This is a genomic window from Secundilactobacillus paracollinoides, from assembly GCF_001702155.1.
Taxonomy (GTDB): Bacteria; Bacillota; Bacilli; order Lactobacillales; family Lactobacillaceae; genus Secundilactobacillus; species Secundilactobacillus paracollinoides.
Genome location: NZ_CP014912.1, coordinates 928,751 through 951,683 on the forward strand (window position 1 = coordinate 928,751; position 22,933 = coordinate 951,683).

General features: G+C 48.7%; 22 protein-coding genes and 1 pseudogene. 12 read left to right on the forward strand and 11 right to left on the reverse strand.

The features are described 5' to 3' along the window. Positions 1-7: 7 nt before the first annotated feature. Positions 8-1,183, forward strand: a complete 1,176-nt coding sequence (locus AYR61_RS03845; protein WP_065901763.1) for a DNA/RNA non-specific endonuclease — start codon at positions 8-10, stop codon at positions 1,181-1,183. Between the two features lie 58 nt (positions 1,184-1,241). Here AYR61_RS03845 and AYR61_RS03850 read toward each other — a convergent pair whose 3' ends face one another. Continuing rightward, a complete protein-coding gene (locus AYR61_RS03850) occupies positions 1,242-1,841 on the reverse strand; it encodes a TetR/AcrR family transcriptional regulator (protein ID WP_054708218.1) in 600 nt (199 codons plus the stop codon). A gap of 162 nt (positions 1,842-2,003) precedes the next feature. Between AYR61_RS03850 and AYR61_RS03855 the strand changes: the two genes are divergently transcribed. After that, positions 2,004-2,744 carry a DUF3658 domain-containing protein gene (locus AYR61_RS03855; RefSeq protein ID WP_065901765.1) on the forward strand — a complete coding sequence of 247 codons (741 nt, stop codon included), beginning with the start codon at positions 2,004-2,006 and terminating at the stop codon, positions 2,742-2,744. A gap of 37 nt (positions 2,745-2,781) precedes the next feature. Here AYR61_RS03855 and AYR61_RS03860 read toward each other — a convergent pair whose 3' ends face one another. Next, positions 2,782-4,113: an FAD-dependent oxidoreductase gene (locus AYR61_RS03860; protein ID WP_065901767.1), complete on the reverse strand. Its 1,332-nt coding sequence runs from the start codon at positions 4,111-4,113 to the stop codon at positions 2,782-2,784. A gap of 102 nt (positions 4,114-4,215) precedes the next feature. Here AYR61_RS03860 and AYR61_RS03865 point away from each other — a divergent pair, with 102 nt between their 5' ends. Both AYR61_RS03865 and AYR61_RS03870 read left to right on the forward strand, forming a co-directional pair. Next, positions 4,216-4,575 carry a winged helix-turn-helix transcriptional regulator gene (locus AYR61_RS03865; protein ID WP_054708227.1) on the forward strand — a complete coding sequence of 120 codons (360 nt, stop codon included), beginning with the start codon at positions 4,216-4,218 and terminating at the stop codon, positions 4,573-4,575. Beyond that, positions 4,576-4,983 (forward strand): MerR family transcriptional regulator, encoded by a 408-nt coding sequence (locus tag AYR61_RS03870; RefSeq protein ID WP_054708230.1) that lies wholly within the window; start codon positions 4,576-4,578, stop codon positions 4,981-4,983. A 37-nt stretch (positions 4,984-5,020) separates the two neighbouring features. Here AYR61_RS03870 and AYR61_RS03875 read toward each other — a convergent pair whose 3' ends face one another. After that, entirely contained in the window at positions 5,021-5,779 is a 759-nt protein-coding gene (locus AYR61_RS03875) for an SDR family oxidoreductase (RefSeq protein ID WP_056987019.1), read from the reverse strand. A gap of 199 nt (positions 5,780-5,978) precedes the next feature. On the opposite strand from AYR61_RS03875, the gene AYR61_RS03880 reads away from it, so the two are divergent. Together AYR61_RS03880 and AYR61_RS03885 are read left to right on the forward strand one after the other, a co-directional pair. After that, positions 5,979-7,067, forward strand: a complete 1,089-nt coding sequence (locus AYR61_RS03880; RefSeq protein WP_065901769.1) for a TOTE conflict system archaeo-eukaryotic primase domain-containing protein — start codon at positions 5,979-5,981, stop codon at positions 7,065-7,067. 125 nt (positions 7,068-7,192) lie between these two features. Further along, positions 7,193-8,782 (forward strand): DEAD/DEAH box helicase, encoded by a 1,590-nt coding sequence (locus AYR61_RS03885; RefSeq protein WP_225356530.1) that lies wholly within the window; start codon positions 7,193-7,195, stop codon positions 8,780-8,782. A 113-nt stretch (positions 8,783-8,895) separates the two neighbouring features. Here the strand turns inward: AYR61_RS03885 and AYR61_RS03890 are convergent, their stop codons facing one another. Next, complete coding sequence (locus AYR61_RS03890; RefSeq protein ID WP_191982276.1) at positions 8,896-9,177, reverse strand: hypothetical protein; 282 nt, start codon at positions 9,175-9,177, stop codon at positions 8,896-8,898. Beyond that, positions 9,168-9,434, reverse strand: coding sequence for a TetR/AcrR family transcriptional regulator (locus AYR61_RS03895; RefSeq protein ID WP_065901774.1), 267 nt, complete (start codon positions 9,432-9,434; stop codon positions 9,168-9,170). Before AYR61_RS03895 ends, AYR61_RS03890 begins: the two co-directional genes overlap by 10 nt. A 152-nt stretch (positions 9,435-9,586) precedes the next feature. Here AYR61_RS03895 and AYR61_RS15475 point away from each other — a divergent pair. After that, positions 9,587-10,957: pseudogene (locus AYR61_RS15475) on the forward strand (FAD-dependent oxidoreductase). Positions 10,958-11,058: 101 nt separating this feature from the next. Here the strand turns inward: AYR61_RS15475 and AYR61_RS03910 are convergent. Both AYR61_RS03910 and AYR61_RS03915 read right to left on the reverse strand, forming a co-directional pair. Then, positions 11,059-11,424 (reverse strand): hypothetical protein, encoded by a 366-nt coding sequence (locus AYR61_RS03910; RefSeq protein WP_065901776.1) that lies wholly within the window; start codon positions 11,422-11,424, stop codon positions 11,059-11,061. A gap of 79 nt (positions 11,425-11,503) precedes the next feature. Beyond that, positions 11,504-12,961, reverse strand: a complete 1,458-nt coding sequence (locus tag AYR61_RS03915) for an MDR family MFS transporter (protein ID WP_056987016.1) — start codon at positions 12,959-12,961, stop codon at positions 11,504-11,506. A 158-nt stretch (positions 12,962-13,119) separates the two neighbouring features. On the opposite strand from AYR61_RS03915, the gene AYR61_RS03920 reads away from it, so the two are divergent. The 4 genes from AYR61_RS03920 (at position 13,120) to AYR61_RS03935 (ending at position 19,114) form a co-directional block, all read left to right on the forward strand. Then, positions 13,120-13,560, forward strand: a complete 441-nt coding sequence (locus AYR61_RS03920) for a MarR family winged helix-turn-helix transcriptional regulator (RefSeq protein ID WP_082615596.1) — start codon at positions 13,120-13,122, stop codon at positions 13,558-13,560. A gap of 1 nt (position 13,561) precedes the next feature. Next, a complete protein-coding gene (locus AYR61_RS03925; protein ID WP_054708257.1) occupies positions 13,562-14,176 on the forward strand; it encodes a flavin reductase family protein in 615 nt (204 codons plus the stop codon). Between the two features lie 675 nt (positions 14,177-14,851). Then, entirely contained in the window at positions 14,852-16,189 is a 1,338-nt protein-coding gene (brnQ, locus tag AYR61_RS03930; protein WP_065901782.1) for a branched-chain amino acid transport system II carrier protein, read from the forward strand. A gap of 390 nt (positions 16,190-16,579) precedes the next feature. Beyond that, entirely contained in the window at positions 16,580-19,114 is a 2,535-nt protein-coding gene (locus tag AYR61_RS03935; RefSeq protein ID WP_065901788.1) for a M1 family metallopeptidase, read from the forward strand. Between the two features lie 99 nt (positions 19,115-19,213). On the opposite strand, the gene AYR61_RS03940 is transcribed toward AYR61_RS03935, so the two are convergent. The 4 genes from AYR61_RS03940 to AYR61_RS03955 all read right to left on the reverse strand — a co-directional run bounded on the left by AYR61_RS03940 (position 19,214) and on the right by AYR61_RS03955 (position 21,817). Then, positions 19,214-19,849 (reverse strand): nitroreductase family protein, encoded by a 636-nt coding sequence (locus AYR61_RS03940; protein WP_056987012.1) that lies wholly within the window; start codon positions 19,847-19,849, stop codon positions 19,214-19,216. Then, positions 19,833-20,675, reverse strand: coding sequence for an SDR family NAD(P)-dependent oxidoreductase (locus tag AYR61_RS03945; RefSeq protein ID WP_056987011.1), 843 nt, complete (start codon positions 20,673-20,675; stop codon positions 19,833-19,835). The genes AYR61_RS03940 and AYR61_RS03945 overlap by 17 nt, the downstream gene beginning before the upstream one ends. A 104-nt stretch (positions 20,676-20,779) precedes the next feature. Then, positions 20,780-21,334: a TetR/AcrR family transcriptional regulator gene (locus AYR61_RS03950; protein ID WP_065901789.1), complete on the reverse strand. Its 555-nt coding sequence runs from the start codon at positions 21,332-21,334 to the stop codon at positions 20,780-20,782. 84 nt (positions 21,335-21,418) lie between these two features. Further along, positions 21,419-21,817, reverse strand: coding sequence for a hypothetical protein (locus AYR61_RS03955; protein ID WP_056987010.1), 399 nt, complete (start codon positions 21,815-21,817; stop codon positions 21,419-21,421). A 222-nt stretch (positions 21,818-22,039) separates the two neighbouring features. Between AYR61_RS03955 and AYR61_RS03960 the strand changes: the two genes are divergently transcribed. Beyond that, a complete protein-coding gene (locus AYR61_RS03960; protein ID WP_065901790.1) occupies positions 22,040-22,933 on the forward strand; it encodes an ABC transporter ATP-binding protein in 894 nt (297 codons plus the stop codon).

Sequence of the window (22,933 nt, forward strand, 5' to 3'; positions counted from 1 at the left end):
TATTTTGATGACCAAACAGCATCACCGATCCCTTGTCAAAACACTGACGGTGCTTGGTGCATTTTTACTGGTTGGGGGCGGTTTGACGGGGTGCGGCAGCAGTGCCGACAGCAAAACTTCCGAGCAAAACCAAGACCAGTCATCGTCAGTTATGCACAAAAATAAGACTGCAGCGCACAACTCAAGTGCGTCACAGTCGAGTTCGACCAATTCAAGTAGTGCTGCAACTCAGCAACGATCGACCACAACTGATGCATCGATCTTAAAGCGGCTTGTCAGCTATACCAATAAGGAGTCAGCGGGACCAACGCAGAACTATTACTGGGATAACGGCCGTGCGCACATCACCGGTTTTAGTGGTATGAAGGCTGGTAGCTACCATTTTTCAGCTGACAGTCAAGGACGTTCGGCAACGGCGAAAGCGGTGCTGACCTATTCTGAATATAAGGCTTCTCAAGGCTCACGCCAAGGGGATCCGTTAGAGCCGCCAGCATGGCCAAGTAGTAATCCAATCGTTGCCATTAACTTTAGTTTAACGGGTCGGACTTACCATGGATATCTGTACAACCGAAGCCATTCCATTGCGGATAGTTTGCTGGGCGCCAAGTCCTACACGTCAGCCTACAACTTCACGACGGGGACGCGACCGCAGAACGTTGGTGCTGACCAGGATGGCGGGATGCGTGCTGCTGAGGAAACTGCTGAAGGTTACTGGCAGGACCACCCGAACAGTTCACAAACGATTGATTACGAAACAACACCGCTATACCAGGGGAGTGAAACAATGCCCCGGGGGTCGATCGTTGATATCAAATCGTCCGATAACGTCATCAACAAAGAGTTTGTGGTGATCAACTCGGTTGAGGGCATCAAGGTCAACTACAACACGGGCAGTACCAATGCTAAGACAACTGGCACGACCAGCCACGGGTACGGGTATCATTCGAGCTATCGGTCATCAGCAGCTTCCAGTTCGTCAACGACCACAAGCCAAAGTACTGCTGGGGCAACGAAGTCCGGCAAGTGGACGGTGGCACCTGCTGGGAAAGTCTATGTTTCTGACAGCAAGAAGTACTACACGAAAGTGATCAACCCAGCTAATTACGATTGTGTGACTAAGTCGCAGGCTGCTGCGGAGGGTGCAACCCAAGCAATTCGGGGTAATCAGTACGCGCAACCGTAAAAAAAGAAACTAAAAAGGCCTAGAAATCATATAATTTCTCGGCCTTTTCTATTGCTTGTCAGACCCGCGGCAACATACTCTCGATCAAGTCAAATTGATGCGCGACTTGTTCCGACGTGACACCGCTTGTCAGTGCCAGCACGCTGAGCCCCTCGATGAGGAACATGATGTGCTCGGCAAGTGGTTCGAGGTCGGTATCTTGAAGCACGTGTTGCTGGACACCAAAGTCCAAAACGGTGGTAATGGTCTGCTTGATCATGGCAAACTGTTCGGCTTGGAAGGTTTGGTCTTCGGGCCGTTTGTGAGTGAAATAATACTCATAAACGGCACGCAACAGGCTGTCGTTGAGCCCGCTGAGCAGGCGGTCACGTTGCCCGTCAAAGTAATCTTGCAGGACCAGGTCAAAGTCGTTTTTTGAAACGATATCCTGCTGGAATTCCTCCAGGGAGTGGCTGTTACGTTTGTTGAGCACAGCGACAAAAACTTCATCCACGGAATGAAAATACAGGTAAATGCCGCCGCGACTGATGTTTGCTTCTTCGATGATGTCCTTCATGGTCACATCCAAAAAGCCTTTTTGCTGAAAAACGCGGCGACCGCTGGTGATGATCGTTTCGCGCTTTTGTTTTTTACGTTCGTCGTTGGTTAATGTGGCCATGAGGCACCTCCTTGTGCGCTATTAAGTCTAGTTTAGCACACTATTAGGCGCATTAAGGCCACCGTTCGGGATGATTGTTGGGAAAATAAAAAACAATGGTCCTATTGATTGCGTATATAGGGGTAGTTAGGAAACCCTATTTTTTAATTTGGAGGCAACACTATGATCGATCTCACATTTAACGATGACTTTGCTGACACCCTGCATCAGAAATTAAAAGTGCCGGTGATCAGCTTACAGCTTGATCTGCAAATTGGCAATCTCCATCGACTGCGCAGCCCGCTGGACCCGTTTTGGCAGTTGAAAGCAAAATACGAAACCAACGCAACTTCGGCACAATTGGTGGCAACAATTCACCAGCAGTTGGCACGATTACGGAAGACCACCGATGCCGGTGAGGCGTTACGGGTGTGGTGGAGCGACACGGCGGACGATGTTTTAGGCCTAATGTGGCTGTGCAATCGTTTGGCCGACACGCAGTTGCCCGTAGTCCAGGTCAAAGTCCCGCTGACGGAGCCCAACTATCAAAACCGCGATGTACTGATGCAGTTTGCAACGTTAGGCGAGATTGACCCGAGTATGTTGTCAGGCTATTTAGAAGGTGCGCTACCGCTATCGCACAGCATCCAGCAGACGTACAGTTACCGTTGGCGGGCATTAGCTAGCGATAACGCCCCGTTGCGGGTTAATCTGAACGGTCATGTGGTAAGCGTACCGGAGACGTTTTACGATGGCGCTCTGCAGCAGGTGATGCTAAAGACACGGTTAACGCCAGTGTCGTTTGCAAAACGTCGCCGAATCGTTGGTGAAACGCTCAGCACTTATCCGATTGGCGTGCCAGGATGGTGGTATGCGTATCGATTGGATTTTTTGAATGACTATTCTAAAATAAAAAGGCACTAGCATGCAATTGCATTTCCAGTCCCTTAGTTAATATTATTTAGAAATTGAACAAGTCATTCAACGCTTCCGTCATCGTCGGGTGCGTATAGATCTGATCTCGCAACACTTCAGCCGGCAAGTGATTCTGCATGGCGACCGCAATCACGTTGATGGTCTCATAGGCTTCCTCAGCGTAAATGGTGACACCAAGGATTTGGTGCGTCTCTGGGTCAATCAGGGCCTTGTAGCTGCCACGAGGGTTACCGATCACTTGGGCCTTTGGAACGCCTGCAGTGGCCATTTTAAGCACTTGATAAGGTGTCCCTGCAGCCTTGAGCTGAACTTCCGTTTGACCGACACTGCTGATTGCCGGATTTAAGAAAATGGTGTTGGCGAAGATGGGTCGGTTGGTGCGCGTCCGGGTCTTATCGCCGAAGAGTTGGTTGGCCATAATGCGCCAGTCATCCAGAGAGACGTAAGTAAACTGCGGACTGCCGGCGACATCGCCGAGGGCGTAAACGTTGGCAACACTGGTTTCCAGCGTGTCATTCACAGCGATTTCGCCGCGGCTACCCGTTTCGATATGCGTCCGTTCCAAATGCAGATCATCCGTGTTCGCACGCCGACCGGTTGCGACCAACAGCGCGTCCGCGTCAATGGTTTGGCTGCCAGTCTCAGTGGTCACGGTCAGGGAAAGACCCGTGGCGGTATCGGCGACTTTTGTTAACTGGGCGTTTAATAGGAACGACACACCATCTGTTTCCAAATCAGCCTTAGCTGCAGTCGCAATTTCCGGTTCGTACCGCTCCAAAATTGCCGGTGTTTGGCCAATGACTGTGACGTCACTGCCAAATTGCGCGTACATTGACGCAAATTCCAAGCCGATGGGGCCGCTGCCAAGAATCGCTAAGCGTTTCGTTTGCTGGGATTGGTCCAACAGTGTCTTGGAGGTGAACACCCGCTGACTGTCGTTTAGCCCTGCGATGTTTGGTAAGATCGGCGTTGACCCAGTATTGATGAAGATGCGGTCCGCCGTGAGCGTTTCAGTGCCAGAATCATCAGTGACTTGGAGGGTGTGGTCGTCCAAAAATTCAGCGTCCGCGTTTAATACGGTGGCGGTTTCCTGGTCAGCAACTTTATGATAGTTCTTGTTCCGCAACATTGAAGTGAGCTTATTTTTAGCCGCAAAGGCGTCTGCGTAGTCCTCACCGTTATGCGAGTTGATGATCATGTTCTTTGTGGGGAGGCACGCCACGTTAATGCAGGTGCCACCGTACATCATGGCATCCTTTTCAATGACTAAAACGTCCTGTCCGTGTTGGACTAAGGTGCCAGCAAGTGTTTTGCCAGCCTTACCAAAGCCGATAATGATGTTTGTAAAGTGCCGCATGTAAACCGCCATCCTTTCAGTTTGTAAATCTCGTTGTCTATAGTATAGTGGGGATAAATTAACGATGCAATTAGGTACTTTTTGGTAACCAGGAGGGATACGATGGCAGCGACATACATGGCGGATGGTGATCTGTTCACCTGTCCGGTGGAAGCAACAACGAGTTTGATCGGTAAAAAATGGGTGCCGACGATCATGATGACGTTGGCGGACCAGCCGTACCGGTTTGAAGCCCTGCACAGTACCATGGCGGCGAGCAAGAAAGTGCTGAAACAACAACTTGATGTGTTGATTGCAAACGGCCTTGTGCATAATGACAAGCAACAGCGCGATAATCAGGTCATTTCCAGCTATTCATTGACGGCACAGGGGACAGCGCTGATGCCGGTCATTTTTGCAATGAAGGAATGGGGTACACAGCATTTGGTGTGCGATGCTTCTGGCAGTCGGAGCGAGGTTTAATTGAGTTTTGAGGTGATCGGTGACGTGACAAGTATTAAGAATGCAGCGGCTGAGGCGGGTGTGACGCCTAACGCACTGCGCTACTACGAAAAAGTCGGGCTTCTGACCATAGCCCGCGATAAGAACGGTATCCGCCAGTACTCAGGCCACGATCTGGACCGGGTGCGCATCATCTGCATTTTACGGCGGATGAATATGCCAATCAAAGATATCCGCGTGAGTCTGGACATTGGCGATGATCCAACCGTATCGGAACAGGAACGGTTTAAACAACAATTGGCCGATCTAGCCGATAGCCTGGATCAAAAAATGGTCGAGATCCAACAAGAAAAACAACTGGTACTGCGGAAAATGCGGGCCGTTGATGCGCATATTAACCGAACAAAGACCGATGAATCAGCTGTTTAGGCTGACACATCGGTCTTTTTAAATGACTAACGACTTGTTACCAAGCTACCGTGCCATCCGTATTCGTAAACGTTGCGTTACTGTCATCATCAGGGCTGGTGGCTAATTCAACGGTCCGGGCAACGCCTTCGTCAACCGGTTTAGCGCCCATTTTTGCGACCTGTTTAGGATCAGCACCGCCAAATTCAGTGGCAACCATCCCTGGATCAATGGCGTTAACGGTAATTGGCAACCCGTCACGCGTCATTTCCTTGGCCAGTTGCACGGTGTACATATTAACAGCGGCTTTCGCAGACTGATAGCCAACGGCGACAGCCCGAAAAACACTGGCTTGTGGGTTCAGGGCGTTAGTCATGGACCCCATCATGCTGGAAACATTGATGATCTTGGCCTTGGGTGCCTTTTTCAATAGGGGCAAAAAGGCCTGGCACATGTAAACGACGCCAAAGTAATTCAGGTCGAAATCCTGACGCATTTGGTCGGTGTTGACGACGGAAGGTTGTTGACGCCCGTCGAACACGGCACCGGCATTGTTGATTAAGATATCCAAACTGCCATAGTCGGTTGCAATACGGTCTGCAGCTGCTTGAACGGATTGTTTATCGGTAACATCGAGCGGAATCAGGGTGGCGTCGATACCAGATTGTTTGAGCTGTTCGACAGCCTGGGTCCCTTTTTCAGCGTTTCGGGCACCGAGTAGAATACGTTGCCCCTTTGCGCCGAGTTCTTTAGCAATTTCAAAGCCCATTCCCCGATTGGCACCGGTGATGAGTGTGAGTGGTTGTGCAGTTGTCATGGTGATGACCTCTTTTTTATTTTTGTAGGTTGAGGCTACTTTAGCACGTTAGCGTTAGGCTAAGGCAAGGAAAAGCATGTCTTTTTGTAAAAAAACGTAAAGTCGGGGATAAAACGGGCGGAATATAGCGACATACCTAGTATTCAAGCGAATAACTCGATAGAATGGGGATAACAATGATGAGAGGTGGGGTGCGCACATGGCTAAACAATTTTATATCGATGAGCGGGGGCGGCAATTTTGTTTAACAAGTATTGCCGTTGACCGGAATACTAAGAGCAAGTTAGCTGTTTACACGGTTGACGACGATTCCCAGGTTTGGGCGGAACCGCTCGATCAATTTAGAGCCCGCTTTCATGCGAAAAAGTCTGCAAAAATTACCGTGCAAACAGAACCAAATACTAAATTGCAAACGAACACGCACCTCACAACAACGCAGAAAATCGCCCTTTATCGTCAGCGGTTCAATGCACGACAAGATGTTTATGCTGACCGTTATTTTAATAAGAAATTGCAAAAGAATGTTTATAGTCCAAAGACTGGTTTTTACAGTAACGGGCAAAAGGATTATAAGCATCCGTGGCCACTGACGGATGCCGTTATCAAGGCACATCTAAAGGGTGAGGCCTTTATTGGTCTCTACCCAATGCTAAAGGATGATACGACGAACTTTCTGGTTATCGATATTGATAAGCATAACTGGCAATCAATTTCCCAATCGATCCTTAAAGTGTGCCACAAGTATGATTTACCGGTTGCAATGGAACGCTCCCAGTCAGGGAATGGCAGCCATTTATGGTTCTTCTTTAGTGAACCGATTTTAGCTGAAACTGCACGTAAACTTGGCATGTATGTACTGCGCGAAGCGATGACGACCGACCCAGATATCTCGTTTGAAGCGTTTGATCGTCTTTTTCCCAGCCAAGATGTTTTGTCACGGAAGGGATTTGGTAATTTAATCGCGGCGCCGCTACAATACAAAGCCATGAAAGACAACGATGGCAGCCTGTTTATTGACGAGAAGTTTAACGCCTATGCGGATCAATGGCAATTTTTAGCACAGATCGGCACTTTAACTGGCGAACAGGTGAGTGCAACTCTGGGTAAACTGACACACCTGAATTATTGCATAACGATTTATCGACGATTAAAAAAGGACTCAGCATTATTCGCAGTGACCAACTGTACATTGATAAAACGCAACTCACCACTAAGCAGATCAATGCCCTTAAGTGGACGGCCACCTTTGCTAATCCCGATTTCTTTCAAAAACAAAAGAATCGGCTAAGCACCTACAATACACCGCGCTACATTTCACTCGCTTCTGGTAACGACCACTTCTTAGTTTTGCCTAGAGGGATCGAAGACCACCTTGAATAAAGTCTGGATGAGCCAAAGATTACTGATAAAACGATTCGAGGCAAAACGTTACACGCGACCTTTAATGGTCAGCTTCGGCCTGAACAGCAAGCGGCGCAAACAGCGCTATTGAAAACGCACATGGGCATCCTATCGGCTCGGACAGGGTTTGGTAAGACTGTCATTGCTGCGAGTGTGATTGCAAAGTTGAAGGTTAAAACCCTAGTTATCGTAAACAACAGGGAGTTAGCCGAACAATGGCAAAACCGACTCACAGAATTTTTAAAAATTGACGATGAACCGTTTGTTGAACTGACAAAAACTGGCCGAAAAAAACATAAAACCGTTATTGGCACCTATTTTGGGTCCAAAAAACGACGGAGTAAGTTAGTGGATATTGCCACTTTCCAGACGCTGGATCGCGTCGATAATCTTGCAGAGTTCTTTAAGGATTACGAAGCGGTTATCATTGACGAAGTGCATCATTTAGCAGCAGTTACGTTTGACAATGTGATCAAAAAATTAGCGGCCCGCTACATTTATGGGCTTTCTGCAACGCCATATCGGCGGGATGGCTGGGATCCAATCATATTTTTACGGGCTGGGCAGATTGCGTATAAGACCGCTAAAGTTGACGAACAACAGTTGATGACAACTGAAAGAACACTCATTACGCGAGTTACAAATTTAGGTGAGATCAATGGCGCGTTGCTGGAGAGTAACAGTTTAGCTGAAAACTACGAGGCGATGACGCAGTCTGTTGATCGCAATGACCTGATTTTAAACGATATTCGAGAAAACTATCAAAACGGGCGCCATCAATTAGTGTTAACACAACGGAAAGCCCATATCGAACTCTTGAAAACAACGCTTGAAAAGGAGCATTTACCGGTTTTTGAACTCTCTGGTCGACAAAAGCCTAAGGAAAACCAAGCCGTTGTGGCAGAAATTGAAAAACAGACGGCACCATACATCATTATTGCCACTGGGTCGTACATTGGTGAAGGTTTCGATGTGAAATCAATCGATGCGCTGCTGATTACGATGCCGGTATCATGGAAAGGCACCGTTGAACAGTATGTTGGTCGGTTGAATCGGGACTTAGACAATAAGTCGGACTTGCTGGTGTACGATTATGTTGATCTGTTCATACCGATGCTGGCACGGATGTATCAAAAACGTTTGAAAGCCTATCGTGACCTTCACTATCGCGTACTGTCTGATGAGGACCGTGATCAAGGTATTCAAATCCTTAATAGTCAGCATGCTAAGAATGCATTTTTGGCTGATTTAGAATCGGTCAATAAGGATAACCAAAGCGTGATTATTGGCAGCCAGCAAATTGATGAAACGACCACGGCCATTCTTAAACGCGTGAATACAACGAACTTGCAAGTGGTTTCCGCACCACAACAACGCCAACCTAATCAGCAGGCGTATAAGCAAATTACTAACCAGGTACCCAAGTTTGTGACTTGTGAGGAGACGCCTGAAGTGGTCATTATTAGTGAGTGCGTGGTTTGGTATCGCTACAAGGATATCATGCGCCCTGGAAATCATAATCTTACGCTTCGGCTGAGTAGTAGCGCGATTGCTGAGCAGTTTATGAAACAGTTTTCTGGGGATATTTCGCTACTGGATTAAACCAACAAGAGTGTGACAGAAGGCGTTTTATTTCAGAGTTAAGAGGTCCCAACTGAAATCCCTGATTTGGGGGTTGAGTTGGGACCTCTTATATTTTGAATCGACCTTCGGCACTAAACATCAGGCAGTTTAATCATCCGCCGAAACAGCGCATTCAACTCCCGTTCAGAAATCGTCACATTCAGATCAGCCTGCCATTCCAGAAAACTAAACGCATTGTTAACGAGGGTGTACGCGACAAGTTCTTTTGGAATCGTTGATGACCAATTGGCGCGGTTCAGTGCCTCCATGTAGTAGTTTAAAAAGTATTGCCAGTAAGTCCAATGAAATTCTGGGTCGCTATTTTGTTTGCTAATGATGTCTGGCAAGGGGGCCTTCACGATTTCTACAAACATGGAAACATGGTAAAGGGTTCATTCATGAGCCTGTGCAACGCTAAGTTGTGATTATCGATGGTGAGCCCCTCAAACATATCGTATAGCAGGTCCGATTTATCATGATAATGCTGGTAAAAAGTGGTGCGATTGATGAGGGTGGTATCACAGATCTGTTTCACAGTGATTTTTGAAAAGGTCGTGGTTTGCAACAGCTGAATCAAAACGCGCTGTAGTTGCTGTTTGGTTTTTCTGACACGTAGATCATTGTCATTCATGGCTTCTCAACTCCTAGTGAACTGTTCACAAATAGTATACCGTTATCTGGACACCTGTTGGGTATTGTTGACTATTTTATTTTGTGAAAATGATAGCATGGTGTTGAAAGCGAATACAATATAAGTTAATCAATATCAGGGAGGTCTTTGAGATGACCAAAACTTTAACGACGGATGTGTTGATTGTTGGTGGCGGTGGGGCAGGTATTTCAGCAGCCTTATCAGCAAGCCAAAGTGACGCGAGTGTTATTATTTTGGAGAAACTAGCACAGTTAGGCGGATCAACAGGTATGTCAGGTGGTGGTATTTCAGCAACTAATACGCGTTTTCAACGTGAGCGGGGAATCCACGACAAAAAGCAGGATTGGATGAATCTTTGGCACGAACGCGAAGCCACTTCTAATCCTGATGGACCGTATCCAGACTATGATTTTGTGGATTATTACATGGATGAGGCAGTAAAAACGACAGAATGGTTAGTGGATCATGCCGGCCATCACTATGGTGACATTACGGGATTTGGTTTGGATCCCGCTAAGCGCATCCACTTTCCTGGAAAGGGCGGCGAGTTGGGTGGTCCGCTGTTGATTCAAAATTTATCAGCTACGTTGGCTAAAACGCCGGTCAAAGTGATGTTGAATACTGCAGCTAAATCATTATTAACAGATGCGGAGGGGGCCGTTACAGGGTTAACGGCAACTACCCCAGATGGTGACATTGAAATTACGGCTAAAAAGATAATTCTGTCATCCGGCGGTTTTTCTAAGAGCAAAGCATTGATGGAAAAATTCGTGCCAGCCGCCAAGTCAGCGTATGAGCATAGTTTCTCTGGTGCTGGTAATCAGGGAGATGGTATTGTAATGGCGCATCAAATTGGTGCAGCTCTCTACGAAGACCCCTGGGTTATTGGCGAGGGAATTACCACCAATGTTCGTCACACATTTCCATTAATGATGGATTGATCAAAGGTTTACGTCGATGGTGATGGTAAACGATTTATGAATGAACAGACGCACTACGCAGTCGTGACTAATGACGTCATTGCAGCAAAAACACCGTGGCTGATTCTGGACACTACTAAGGAAAATGCTGATATCATTGAAGCGCTAAAGACTGGATTGGCCTCTGGAGAAGTGGTGGTTGCTGACAATTTCCATGATCTGGCAAAACAGATGCAGGTACCAGCTGACGTACTTAGTGAGACCATGACTTCATACAATCAAGGTGCGCATGAGGGACACGATACAATGGGGAAAGATCCGGAGTATACGGTTCCAGTTGAAAGAGTACCCTACTATGCAATTAAAATTTACCCGGTCATCATGGGAACCTTTGGCGGTGTGAAAACGACAAAGCAATTTGAGGTCTTAACAGATGGTGGGCAAGTCATCAAAAACCTCTTTGCAACTGGTGAAACGGCTAATAAAGTCATCTATAACCACGTGTACATGTCTGGTAGTTCGGTCCAATTTGCACTGACGAGCGGGCGGATTGCTGGTGAAGTAGCTGCTAAACAGCTTTAGTAGGATAGTTTAACTCACGGATAATTGTCATGATCTATAATAAAACGACCTCGAACTAATCCATGCAGGATCAGGCTCGAGGTCGTTTTATAGTGCCGAAATTACTTATTCTGAACGGCGTCAATCAACGCTCTGACTTCCGCAATCTTCTCCGGATAATCAGCGCTATCTTGTGCTGGCAGTGCCTTGATCAATTCAATGATCTTCCGTCCGGTGACAGCAACCTTTTCGTTAGTGGCACCGGTCGAATTGAGAAATGAGATGATGAGGACCATATCGAGTGTGCGTAAGGCAACCTTGTCGCCAGCGATGGCTTCCTCGCCCATGTTTTTGATTGAGATACGTAAATTTCGCAGCTTGCGCTTTTGCTCGCGCCGTTCGTTCATGTACGGTAAAAATAAGGCGACACAGACGGCTAGAAATTCTGAAATTGCTGCGACCCACTCTGAAATTGTTCCCCATTCCATAATCGTTTCCCCCAAAGACTGTTTAGTTAAATCGAATTATAGGAGTCTTGCGGCCGAAATGCCAGCATTGGGTTGACGGCTAGTCTTTTGCAGGTTCAGCAACTGGTGCTTGCTTTGGTTTGGCCTCAGTCTTTAAGAAAAGGCCAGCGATGATGCCGACCACACCGATACCCGCCGCCACCAGCAGCGCGGCGTGCGTTCCGGTCATGAAGGCTTGGTGTACTTGAGTCACATAAGCGTGCGGATTCGTTCGCAACAGAGCCGTGCTTGGCGCAGCGTTATCAGAAACGTTTTGCATAACGGAAACAAGCAAAGCTGTCCCAATCGATGCACCGATTTGACGGACCATGTTGTTGCCGGCGCTCCCGTGGCTGATCAGGTCAGGCGTCAGTGACTGCATACCCAAGGTTCCTGAAGGCATCATGGCGAGGGCCAGGCCAACATTTCGCAGAGCATACAGGGCAACGATGATCCAGGTTGCGGTGCTGACGGTGATGAAGGAAAGAGCTAGGGTACTTAGCGTCATGGTTGCAACGCCGAGAATGATGATCTGTTTGCCGCGCCCTTTGCCCAACAGATAACCGGCCACTGGACTCATCACAAACATGACAATGGCCCCTGGCAGCAGTGTTAATCCTGATTGCAACGCGGTTAACCCGCGAATATTTTGCAGGTAGATCGGTAAAATGAATTCGACAGCGACCATGCTAATTTGCGCAATGGCACTGATTACGGAAGCGAGCGCAAAGTTGCCCTTCGCGAAGACTTTGATTTGAAGGATGGGGTTGGCAATTCGTGATTGCCGGAAAAGAAAGGCGACCATGATAAGAACGCCAAGGACCATCGGCCAAAATGAGATGGCGGCTAACCACCCGTGATCGCCGATATTTGACGCCCCGTAGAGGATGCCGCCAAAGCCGACCATGGATAAAATGACGGATAGCCAATCGAGCGGCACGATTCGGTGTGGCACAACGTCGGCCATGAAGATCAGAATCATGATGAGGGTGATGACGGTGACTGGAATCATTACGTAGAAGATGGATTGCCAGCCCCAACCGTCAACGAGCCAGCCGCCAAGGGTCGGACCGATGGCGGGTGCCAGACCGAAGACTAGGCCCATCAACGTTGTGGGCACACTGCGTTCTTCGGGGCCGTAAACGGAGAAGAGGATGGTCATGCTCATGCCGGACAGCACGCCGGCACCGATGGCCTGGATCAACCGGGCAATCAACAGAACTGGAAAACTGCCAGCTACTGCGGCGACCACCGTCCCGACAAGGAAAATGGTTTCGAAAGACAGCATGAGCCACTTGGTATTAAAGCGGTCGGCCAACCACGCTGTGACGGGAATGAGGATGCCGCTCACAAGCGAATACCCAGTGGATAGCCACTGAACGGTCGAGGTGCTGATGTTAAACGTGTTCATGAGATGCGGTTGCGCGACTGAGAGGATCGTTTGGTTGATCATCATGGTAAACGCACTGAGGATGACTGCGGCGACCAGAAGCCACCGGATGTATGATTTGGATTGCATGTGTAGGACCTTCTTTGAAATAGTTAGATACTTAACGGTAGCTAAGATTAATGCATAGGTATCTAACTGTCAAGTACCTAATCATAAAACATCTATCTTTTTTGAAAATCCTCGGTTATACTGGTGTCAAAAGACCATCTACTTAAAACAAAGAAGGCATGAAAATGGTATCAAATGGTGAATTGATCAACGACCTCATGCGCGCGATCTCTATTAATCAGCGCCGAATGGTTGAGTCAAAACTGCGCGAAGTCAGTCCGATGACGCCCGAACAATCCCGCGCGTTGCAGATGATTGGCGAACGACCGGGCATTATTCAACGGGAACTCGCGGACCTCTTTCATCGCCGGAGTGCCAGTGTCTCCAATTTATTACAGAACTTAGAGCGTGACGGGTACATTGTGCGCAAACGGCCCAGCAATAATGGCCGTAATAAACAGATTTTTCTCACGCAAAAGGGAACTGATGAGTTGGCAACCATTACGGCGGCGTTTAATCGCGGCACCCAAAATGTGGAGATGCCGTTGACGACGGATGAACAAGTGCAGCTGATTGGGTTGCTCCAAAAAATAGCTCGGAGCCAAGGAGGGGATGAGTGAGATGTATCATTTTAGAAGCGATGATTTAACACCAGTGGAACGCTATAAATTGCTCTCGGGCAGCGTGATTCCGCGGCCAATTGCCTGGGTGATGACAAAGGATATTGAAACGTTAAACCTGGCACCCATTAGCTTCTTTCAGGTTGCATCGGGACTGATGCCTTGGCTGACGCTGTCGGTTGGGTACCGAAACGGTAAGCGCAAGGATACCGCGGACAATATTTTGACGCACGAAGAGGCCGTGGTTCACCTCGTTGACGAAGATCTCGTGAAACAAATGAACGCGACGGCGGCCTCGCTCCCGCATGATCAAAGTGAACTGGATTTGATCAACCTGCCGCTGGTGCCGAGCCAAACGGTGGAGGTGCCGGGACTTAAGGCGGCAAAAATCCGTTTTGAAACAAAATTGTACGACTATAAACTGCTGAAGGATCCAACAGGCCAGCCGATGAGCGACTTCTTCTTTTTGGAAGTGACAGATATGTACTTTGATGAGTCGGTGTTGGATCCGGATAAGAAGTATGTGGACTACCATGCGTTTAATCCAGTTGCAAGATTGGCTGGGCCGAATTATGCGATGTTGGGGAATGAGTTTGAGTTGAGGAGACCGTTGTAGAGCGTGAAGCAAGGCGGTTAAGGGGCGGAGTGTAACGGACTCTGGCAGAAAAGTCCGGGTCTGACTTTTTTGCCAGAGTTCGTTACACAGTAGCCCCTTGCCTTGCTGAACGCGTTTCCGCTAGATAAAAGTAAAGCACGTCGCAAGTCACTCTCTAATAACAAGCACAATAAACCTGACTTTTTTTGCCAGAGTCCGTTACACGTTAGCCCCGTGCCTTGCGGAACACGTTTCCGCTAGATAAAAGTAAAGCGCGTCGTAAGTAACGCTCCAATAACAAGTACAACAAACCTGGTATTTTTGTCAGAGTCACTTACGCAGTAGCCCTCAGTTTCCCGGAACGCGTTCCCGCTAGATAAAAGTAAAGCACGTCGCAAGTAACGCTCTAATAACTAGCACGACAAACTTGGATTTTTGCCAGAGTTGGCTGATGCAGTAGCCCTCAGCCTTGCGGAACACGTTTCTGCTATGTGGCATAGAAAGATGTCCGAAAAGTAATCAGATTAGTGATTATGCATCAACAAAACAAACCTCGCTGCCCATCTCTAACCGCTTTTTGTCGCGCTCTTTGTTAGAACCTCATGAGATCAAAGACCAAAGCCTACCTTGTCAATCAAATCCTTGATAAAATACAGGTAAGACTGTCGCGTATGCGACCTGAAAGAGGCCATTTTGATGACTAAAAAATTAACAAGCCGCGACATGCTGTTCATTGGCATGATGTTATTTGGCATGTTCTTTGGCGCAGGGAACCTTATTTTCCCTGTTTTTGTGGGGCAACAAGCGGGGACAAGCTACTGGCCAGCCCTGATTGGATTTCTGATCTCAGGCGTTGGACTGCCCTTGTTAGGGGTGGCTGCCATCGGCATTACAAAGACGGACGGTGTCTTTACGCTGGCTCAAAAGGTGAATCGGCTGTACGCCTATGTGTTTACGATTTTGTTGTACATGTGTATTGGACCCTTATTCGCGTTGCCGCGGTTGGCATCCATTTCGTTTTCCGTTGGGTTAACACCATTTGTGGCAAAGACCCATCAGAGCGGTGGTTTATTAGTGTACTCGATTCTCTTTTTCGCGGTTGCGTGGTTCTTTGCTCGCAAGCCCTCGAAAATTATGGTTTACGTAGGCAAGGTGTTGACGCCGGCGTTTCTGGTACTGCTCGCAATTTTGTTAATTATGGTTCTGATTAAACCGATGGGGCATGGACAGGCCCCGGTTGGTGATTTTGCCAAGGTACCACTAGTTGCCGGCTTTACCGCTGGCTATTCCACGATGGATGCCTTGGCAGCGTTGGCGTTCGGGATAATTGTGGTGAACGCCATCAAAGGGTTGGGCGTCACGCAGCCCACCCAGATTGCGAAGGACACCATTCGCGCCGGTGGCTTAGCAGTTGCGCTGATGGCCGTTATTTACGGGTTACTGGCACTTCTAGGGCGAAACGCGCTTGGTCGTTTTGGCCGCGCAGAAAATGGCGGTCCGATTCTTGCAAACGTTGCCCACGCGTACTTCGGTGATTTAGGTAACGCACTGTTGGCAGTCATTGTGATCATTGCCTGTTTAAAGACTGCGATTGGTTTGATTACCGCATTTGGGGACACCTTTAAAGAGCTATTTCCGAAGGTGCCGTACCAACTCTTGATTGGTCTGGCGAGTGTGTTGCCGCTGATTTTTGCCAACGTTGGTTTGGAACGACTACTAGTGATTTCGACGCCAATCCTATACTTTATCTATCCACTTGCCATTACGTTAATTTTGCTGGGGTTATTGACACCATTCTTGGGGGAATCGCGATGGCTATTTGGTACGGTAACGGTGTTCACAGTGATTCCGGCCATCCTTGACGGACTGAATGCGATGCCCACAAGCCTGCATCATGGCTGGGTGGCGCAAGTCCTCAGTTGGGGCCAGTGGCTGCCCGGATTCAGTCTGGGACTTGGCTGGACAGTGCCGGCATTGATTGGCTTGGTTGTTGGACTGATTCTTGCGAAGTGGCGGACACCGGCCAGCAACTAAGCAGAGGTTGAATTGATGCTAAATACTATTTATTGGCCGATTACGAAAGTAGTTAATGACTTCTGATGGCAACCATTGTAGTAGTGTTTCCTATTGAGTTAGTCATTAATTACGACTAGACGAATCAGAGTATGAAGCATTGCTGTCAGTGCCCTTACTAGCAGTCGAGGGCGGATTCTCCGCAAACTCGGTTTAACGCCATTGTGATATTTATCTGTTGGTCAAAACGATGCTCAACGTGAGTGGAATGTAACGGCCTTCTCACCTGAATCAGAATGATGACGAATAAAGCCCCGCTTCGTTGAAAAGCGGGGCTTTTTGTAGTCGTCATGAATCATTTGTTAAACACTCTGTTGTATAATAAAGCCAATACTCTCAAGGGGGTCCATTATGACAGCGTTAAAACACTTTTATGAAACATTTCAACCATCGCATTACAATCTTTACATTGATGTGAACCGAGCAACCAAGCTGATTTCTGGGACGTCCACCATTACTGGTGACGCTAAAGAAGCCAATGTGCTGATTCACCAAAAATTCATGACCATTAACAGTGTGACTGCTGATGGTAAGCCTGTTACCTTTACCACCGATAATGAAAATGAGGCCATCCACATTACGCTGGCGCAACCAGGCGAAACGACACTGGCCATCGATTACACAGCGCCATTGACCGATTCCATGATGGGCATTTACCCGTCATACTATGAAGTGAATGGTGAAAAGAAGCAGATCATCGGGACCCAATTTGAAACGACCTTTGTGCGTCAGGCCTTTCCATCCGTGGATGAACCGGAGGCCAAGGCCACGTTCGACCTCGCGATTAAGTTTGACGAGCAGCCTGGTGAAACGATTATCGCCAACATGCCGGAAGACCACGAAGAAAACGGTGTGCACTACTTTGAGACGACGGTTCGGATGTCGACTTACCTGATCGCCTTTGCGTTTGGTGACCTGCAATCCAAGATCACGAAGACGAAATCCGGTGTTGAAGTCGGCGTGTTTGCCACCAAGGCGCACCAACCAAAAGAGTTGGATTTCGCACTCGATATCGCAAAACGGTCAATTGAGTTTTACGAAGACTTTTATCAAACACCATATCCGCTACCGCATTCCTGGCAACTTGCACTGCCTGATTTCTCAGCCGGTGCCATGGAAAACTGGGGGTTAGTGACCTACCGTGAAGCCTATCTGACGCTTGATCCGGATAACACCTCGCTTGAAATGAAGCAATTGGTTGCGACCGTGATTGCTCACGAACTTGCCCACCAGTGGTTCGGTGACCTTGTGACGATGAAGTGGTGGGACGACCTGTGGCTTAATGAATCCTTCGCTAACATGATGGAATACGTTGCCGTGGATGCCATCGAACCTGACTGGCACATCTGGGAACTGTTCCAAACTTCCGAAGCCCCAATGGCGTTGAACCGGGATGCAACGGATGGCGTGCAGTCCGTGCATGTGCAGGTCGAGGACCCAGCGGAAATCGACTCCTTGTTTGACGGTGCCATTGTGTACGCCAAGGGCGCGCGGATGCTGGTCATGGTTCGGGCACTGCTTGGCGACGATGCGCTGCGTAAGGGCTTAAAGGCTTACTTTGCTGCGCACCAATACGGCAACGCAACGGGGGCTGACCTCTGGGCTGCCCTAGGCGATGCGTCCGGGTTAGACGTTGGGGCGATCATGAACTCCTGGCTGGAACAACCGGGTTATCCCGTAGTCACCGCAGCTGTTAAGAATGGCCAGCTGACCTTGTCTCAGCAACAATTCTTTGTGGGTGATGGTCAGGATAAGGGCCGGCTATGGCAGATTCCGTTAAACAGTAACTATGACGCTGCGCCGGAGATCTTTAAAGACCAAACTGTGACGGTTGGCGATTACGCTGAGTTGCGTAGGACTAATGGCAAGCCATTCCGAGTTAACGTTGGCAACGACTCACACTTTATCGTGAAGTATGATGAGACCCTGTTAAACGACATTTTGAAGGATGCTGGGGCGCTGGATGCCATTTCGCAGCTGCAGATTCTTCAAGATCAGCGGCTATTAGCTGAGGGCCGTCAAATTTCCTACGCCGATGTGGTACCATTACTGCCTCAGTTTGCGGCGAGTGAACGTGCCGTTGTAACGACGGCGCTCTATCAAGTCGCAAGCAATCTGAGGAAGTTCGTTTCACCAGAATCTGCCGAGGAAAAACAACTGCAGGCATTCTTCAATAAACTGAGTGCTGATCAGGTGGCGCGGTTAGGCTGGACGGCGAAGGCGGGCGAGTCAAACGATGACCAGTTAACGCGGCCATATGTGTTGAGCGCAGCCTTGTACGCGCAGAATCAGACCGCCATTGCGGACGCGCACGCGCTGTTTACGGCAAATGCGGACAAGCTAGCTGAACTGCCGGCTGACACCCGGGGCTTTATTTTGGCAAACGAGATCAAGCACTTCGGCAACGAAGCGTTGTTTGACAAGCTGTTGGCTGCGTACCGGGCAACGGCGGATGCCAGCTATAAGAGCGACATTCGTGGGGCCTTGACGGGGACGCCGGATGCTGCGCTGATCACGAAACTGATCGGCCAGTTTGAAGATGCCGACACCATTAAGCCACAAGATCTGCGTGGCTGGTTCCGTGGCGTTCTCACCAACGAAAAGGGCGAACAGGCTGCCTGGGACTGGATCCGTAACGAGTGGCAGTGGCTGGAAAAGACGGTTGGCGGTGACATGGAGTTCACGACCTACATTACCGTTATTACCGGTATTTTCCGGACACCGGAACGGTTGGCTGAATTTAAGACGTTCTTTGAACCGAAGCTGCCAACCCCAGGGCTGACGCGTGAGATCACCATGGATATTAAGGTGATCACGAGCCGGGTTTCATTGATTCAGGCGGAAGAGACTGCTGTTAATAAGGCAATCGCTGCTGAAAATAACTAGATTAATTCACTAAAAAGAAACTGGAAATCTTATGATTTCCAGTTTCTTTTTGTCGTTATAACTATTTCGAGATTAACAAACTGTCTCGTCTGAGTTTAATCACCGAAAGCTCAAAATCTTTGTAACTGGTAACCGAACGGATTCAGTCGGGGCGCTGGCCGCCTTTCCAACGGCTAACATGATGATTGGCACATATCTTTCGGGGGCCATCCCCAGCACTGAACCGATTTTCTCATGGTCAAAGCCGGTCATTGGTCCGGTTTCAAACCCGTGGGCGCGGGCGACCAGCATGAATTGCATGGCTGGCAGGGCGGTGTCCAAGGTGAATGAATTGCGCAGATCTGCTGCTGACATCTGCTGGTAGATCGTCTGAATCATGGTGACGTAGCGTTCGTCGACACCAGCGGGCAGGAGACCCGCAGCCTTTGTTTGATCAAAAATGAATTGGGCGTTGTCAGCGGCCTGGAGGTCAGCGAAGAAGACAATTAGTGCCGAGGCAGTCTCGTTTTGGTGCACATCGTTTGGCATGAGGGGCTTGATCTTAGCCTTCATCGCGGGCGAATCAATCACCACGATGCGCCACGGCTGCACATTAAGGGCAGAGGGTGCAAGTGTTGCCTCAGTAATCATTTGCGTGAGTTCTTGACGATCGATTTTGACGGTTGGGTCAAAATCGTGAATGGCGTGACGGCCGGTAAGGATTTTTTGGAAACTTGGCTCACTGGTTGAGGACATTAGCGGCACCTCCTTTTACAGCCTTTGATGATTTAAAACCTCCCAACGCAATCTTCGTTAAGAGTCGTTTCGGCAACAACCGGTTAGCAATGACGGCCACTCGAGCACCGTAGCCAACGGGGTAGTAATATTGCGGCTTACGCGTCGTGGCGACCTGGTAAATTAGTGTGGCTACTTGTTCTGGCGTGAGGTTCTTCGTCGCCGTAGTCGTCATTGCTTGGTGCACTTTGGCGGCTAATCTGGCGTAGGCGTGGGTGCCATATTTTAAGAAGGCGTCACTCTGCGAGGCCATCGGCGTTTCAATACCGCCTGGCTGCAACACGCTGACTTGGATGCCAAATTGTTGCACTTCGGCTCGTAGATCATCTGATAAAACGTCAAGCGCTGCCTTAGTCGCAGCGTACCAGCCGAAAAACGGCTGGACGACTTGGTTGACCATTGAAGATACCGTGATGATCCGTCCGTGGCCCTGACGGCGCATAGTGGGCAATGTCTGCTGAATGAGGGTGAGTGTGCCGAAGACATTCACGTCGAAAGTTTGTTTTGCTTCGGTAATGGGCACCTGTTCGATAGCACCATTAACGGCTGTTCCAGCAATATTTGCTAAAACGTCGATGTGGTCCGTCAGCGTTAAAATTTGTGCAACCGCTGATTTGACTTGTTCAGCATCGGTGAGATCGACGTCGATCATGTGGACATTGGGTAATTGCGGTTGCTGCGTTGCGTGGCGGGCCAGACCAAAGACGTTGAAGCCCTGTCGGCTAAACTGTGTGACTGCTGCTTGACCAACGCCGGATGAAGCGCCGGTTACGATTATTGTTTTCATTGTGCCACTCCTTTTTCAGCTACTGTACTGAAAATGACAGCGTGTCACAATCGCAAGAAATGCGAATCTTTCCCAAAATCGGCCATTTTAACGAATCTTGCGGATTAAAACGTTTGAAGCAGGGCGGTCATATCGTGTTTGAAGCTCCCACTAAAGGTTTCAAGCGTTGTGGTTTGCGGATCCTCATTCCATTTTTGGATAATGCCTACCAGCATTCCAGCGTAAGCATAGGCGAGAAATTCAGGTTGGCTGGCGCGGCGTAATTGGGTGATCAACGGGTGAGTTGTGTCGCTGATGATTGCCGTTTTAAGGTTGTCTGCTAGAATTTTGGTGAGGTCGGTGTATACGGTGGTACTTTTATTTTGGCTGGTCATGTTCCGTAATTGCGCTTGGTTGGCGGTCATGACGCGACTGATTGCTGTCATAAAATCCACCCCCTGGTTGAGGTCGGCCTGAACCGGCTTGCAGATCAGCATAAGCACCTCACCAAGCAAGGCGTATTTATCGTCGAAGTAGCGGTAAAAGGTTGAGTGATGGATCATTGCGGTCTTACAAATGGTGCCAATGGTAATTTGGTCGAAGGGGGTCGTTTTCAACAGGGTGTTCATGGTTGTCACGATATCCAGCTTTGTGCGCTGTTGTTTGAGTGTTTGCGTCATGGTGGTCTCCTTATAGGGTCATTATCGATACTGTAGCACAGAACGCGTATTGACAGTGTGAAATACACATCATTGCCCGGGTTATCATTGCCGGTATTTAAAGTAGTCGGCGGCGGAAAACGGCACAGCTGGTAAGTTCTCTGTGAGGCCTTCAAATAGGGCTTTTTCCTCGACGGCAGAGAGGGTCTCATCGTTCTTGAGCGTGTCAAACAGGTAGACATAAATGATAGCGTCAATATCAGCATGTTGGTCACACCAGCGATGGACACGCTGTTTGAGTTTCTTGTTGGCGCGAATCTTGTCAGGGTGGCGGGTGTAGTGGTAGCCCACGTGGGCGTTTCGAGCCGATTTGTAGCCGTAACCCTGGGCATCGTCGACCATGTTGCCGTCGAGGTCAAAAACGCGGTAGCGGGTCTCAGTGAGTGATTCGGTGTTTGCGTTTCTGGTGGTCTGGTAGGCTTTAACGATGTAGTCTTTTGACATATGAGCGCTCCTTAAAACAGTGATTTGTGCAGCTACTCATACATACGTTTCTGGCTAGCGCATTGTTTTAAAAAAAGGTCAAATTTCCCGGGTAATAATTAATTAATTGCCATCATCCGACCACTTAGCCCCCAATTTCAACCACTCGTTGGTTCAACTGAGACAATTTAGGCCGAAAGCACTATGCTTAGGTCATCAAGTATGAATCGGGGGATGAACACTATGTCAGAATTAAGCATTCAGGATCTGACCAAGACGTTTAAAACGAAGGTTGCGGTCAACCATTTGGATATGCAGATTCCATCTGGGAAATTCATTGCATTTTTGGGGCCAAATGGCGCCGGTAAGTCAACCACAGTTGGGATGTTGACGGGGCTGACGCAGCCCACGAGCGGCCAAATCAAATTGGGCACATTGACGCCCGCAGATATTGCGTATCGGCAACAGATCGGGGTCGTTTTTCAGTACGGGGTACTGGATGATAATCTCACGGTCCACCAGAACTTAAAACTACGAGCGGCAATGTATCCCAATGTGGATAAGGCGTGGTTGGACCGTTTGGAAAACGACCTTGGTCTAACGCCGTTATTGAATCAGCGCTATGGCACATTGTCGGGTGGTCAGCGCCGGCGGGTAGATATTTCCCGGGCAATGATTCATCGACCAAAGATTTTAATTTTGGATGAACCGTCAACGGGATTGGACATCCAGACTCGAACGGTGATCTGGCAAGTGATTCATCAGCTGCGCAAAGAATTGCAGATGACGGTGATCTTAACGACCCACTACCTGGAGGAAGCCGAGGCGGCTGATTTTGTTTACGTCATCGACCACGGTGAGGTCATTGCTGCAGATTCAGTGAGCCATCTGAAACACGAGTATGCGCAAGTCGAAATGACACTGATTTCTGACCAGCCTGAAACGTTGCTGGCTAATCTGCAGCAGGACGGTTATCAGGCCAAACAGGCGCAAGAAAAGGTGACCTTAACGGTGGCTGACGCTCAGACGAGTATCGATGTCCTGGTTAAGAATCGGCAGTACATTCAACAGTTTGACAGCCACGAAGGTGATATGAACACAATCTTTTTGGCACTAACAGGAAAGGAGATCCGTTAA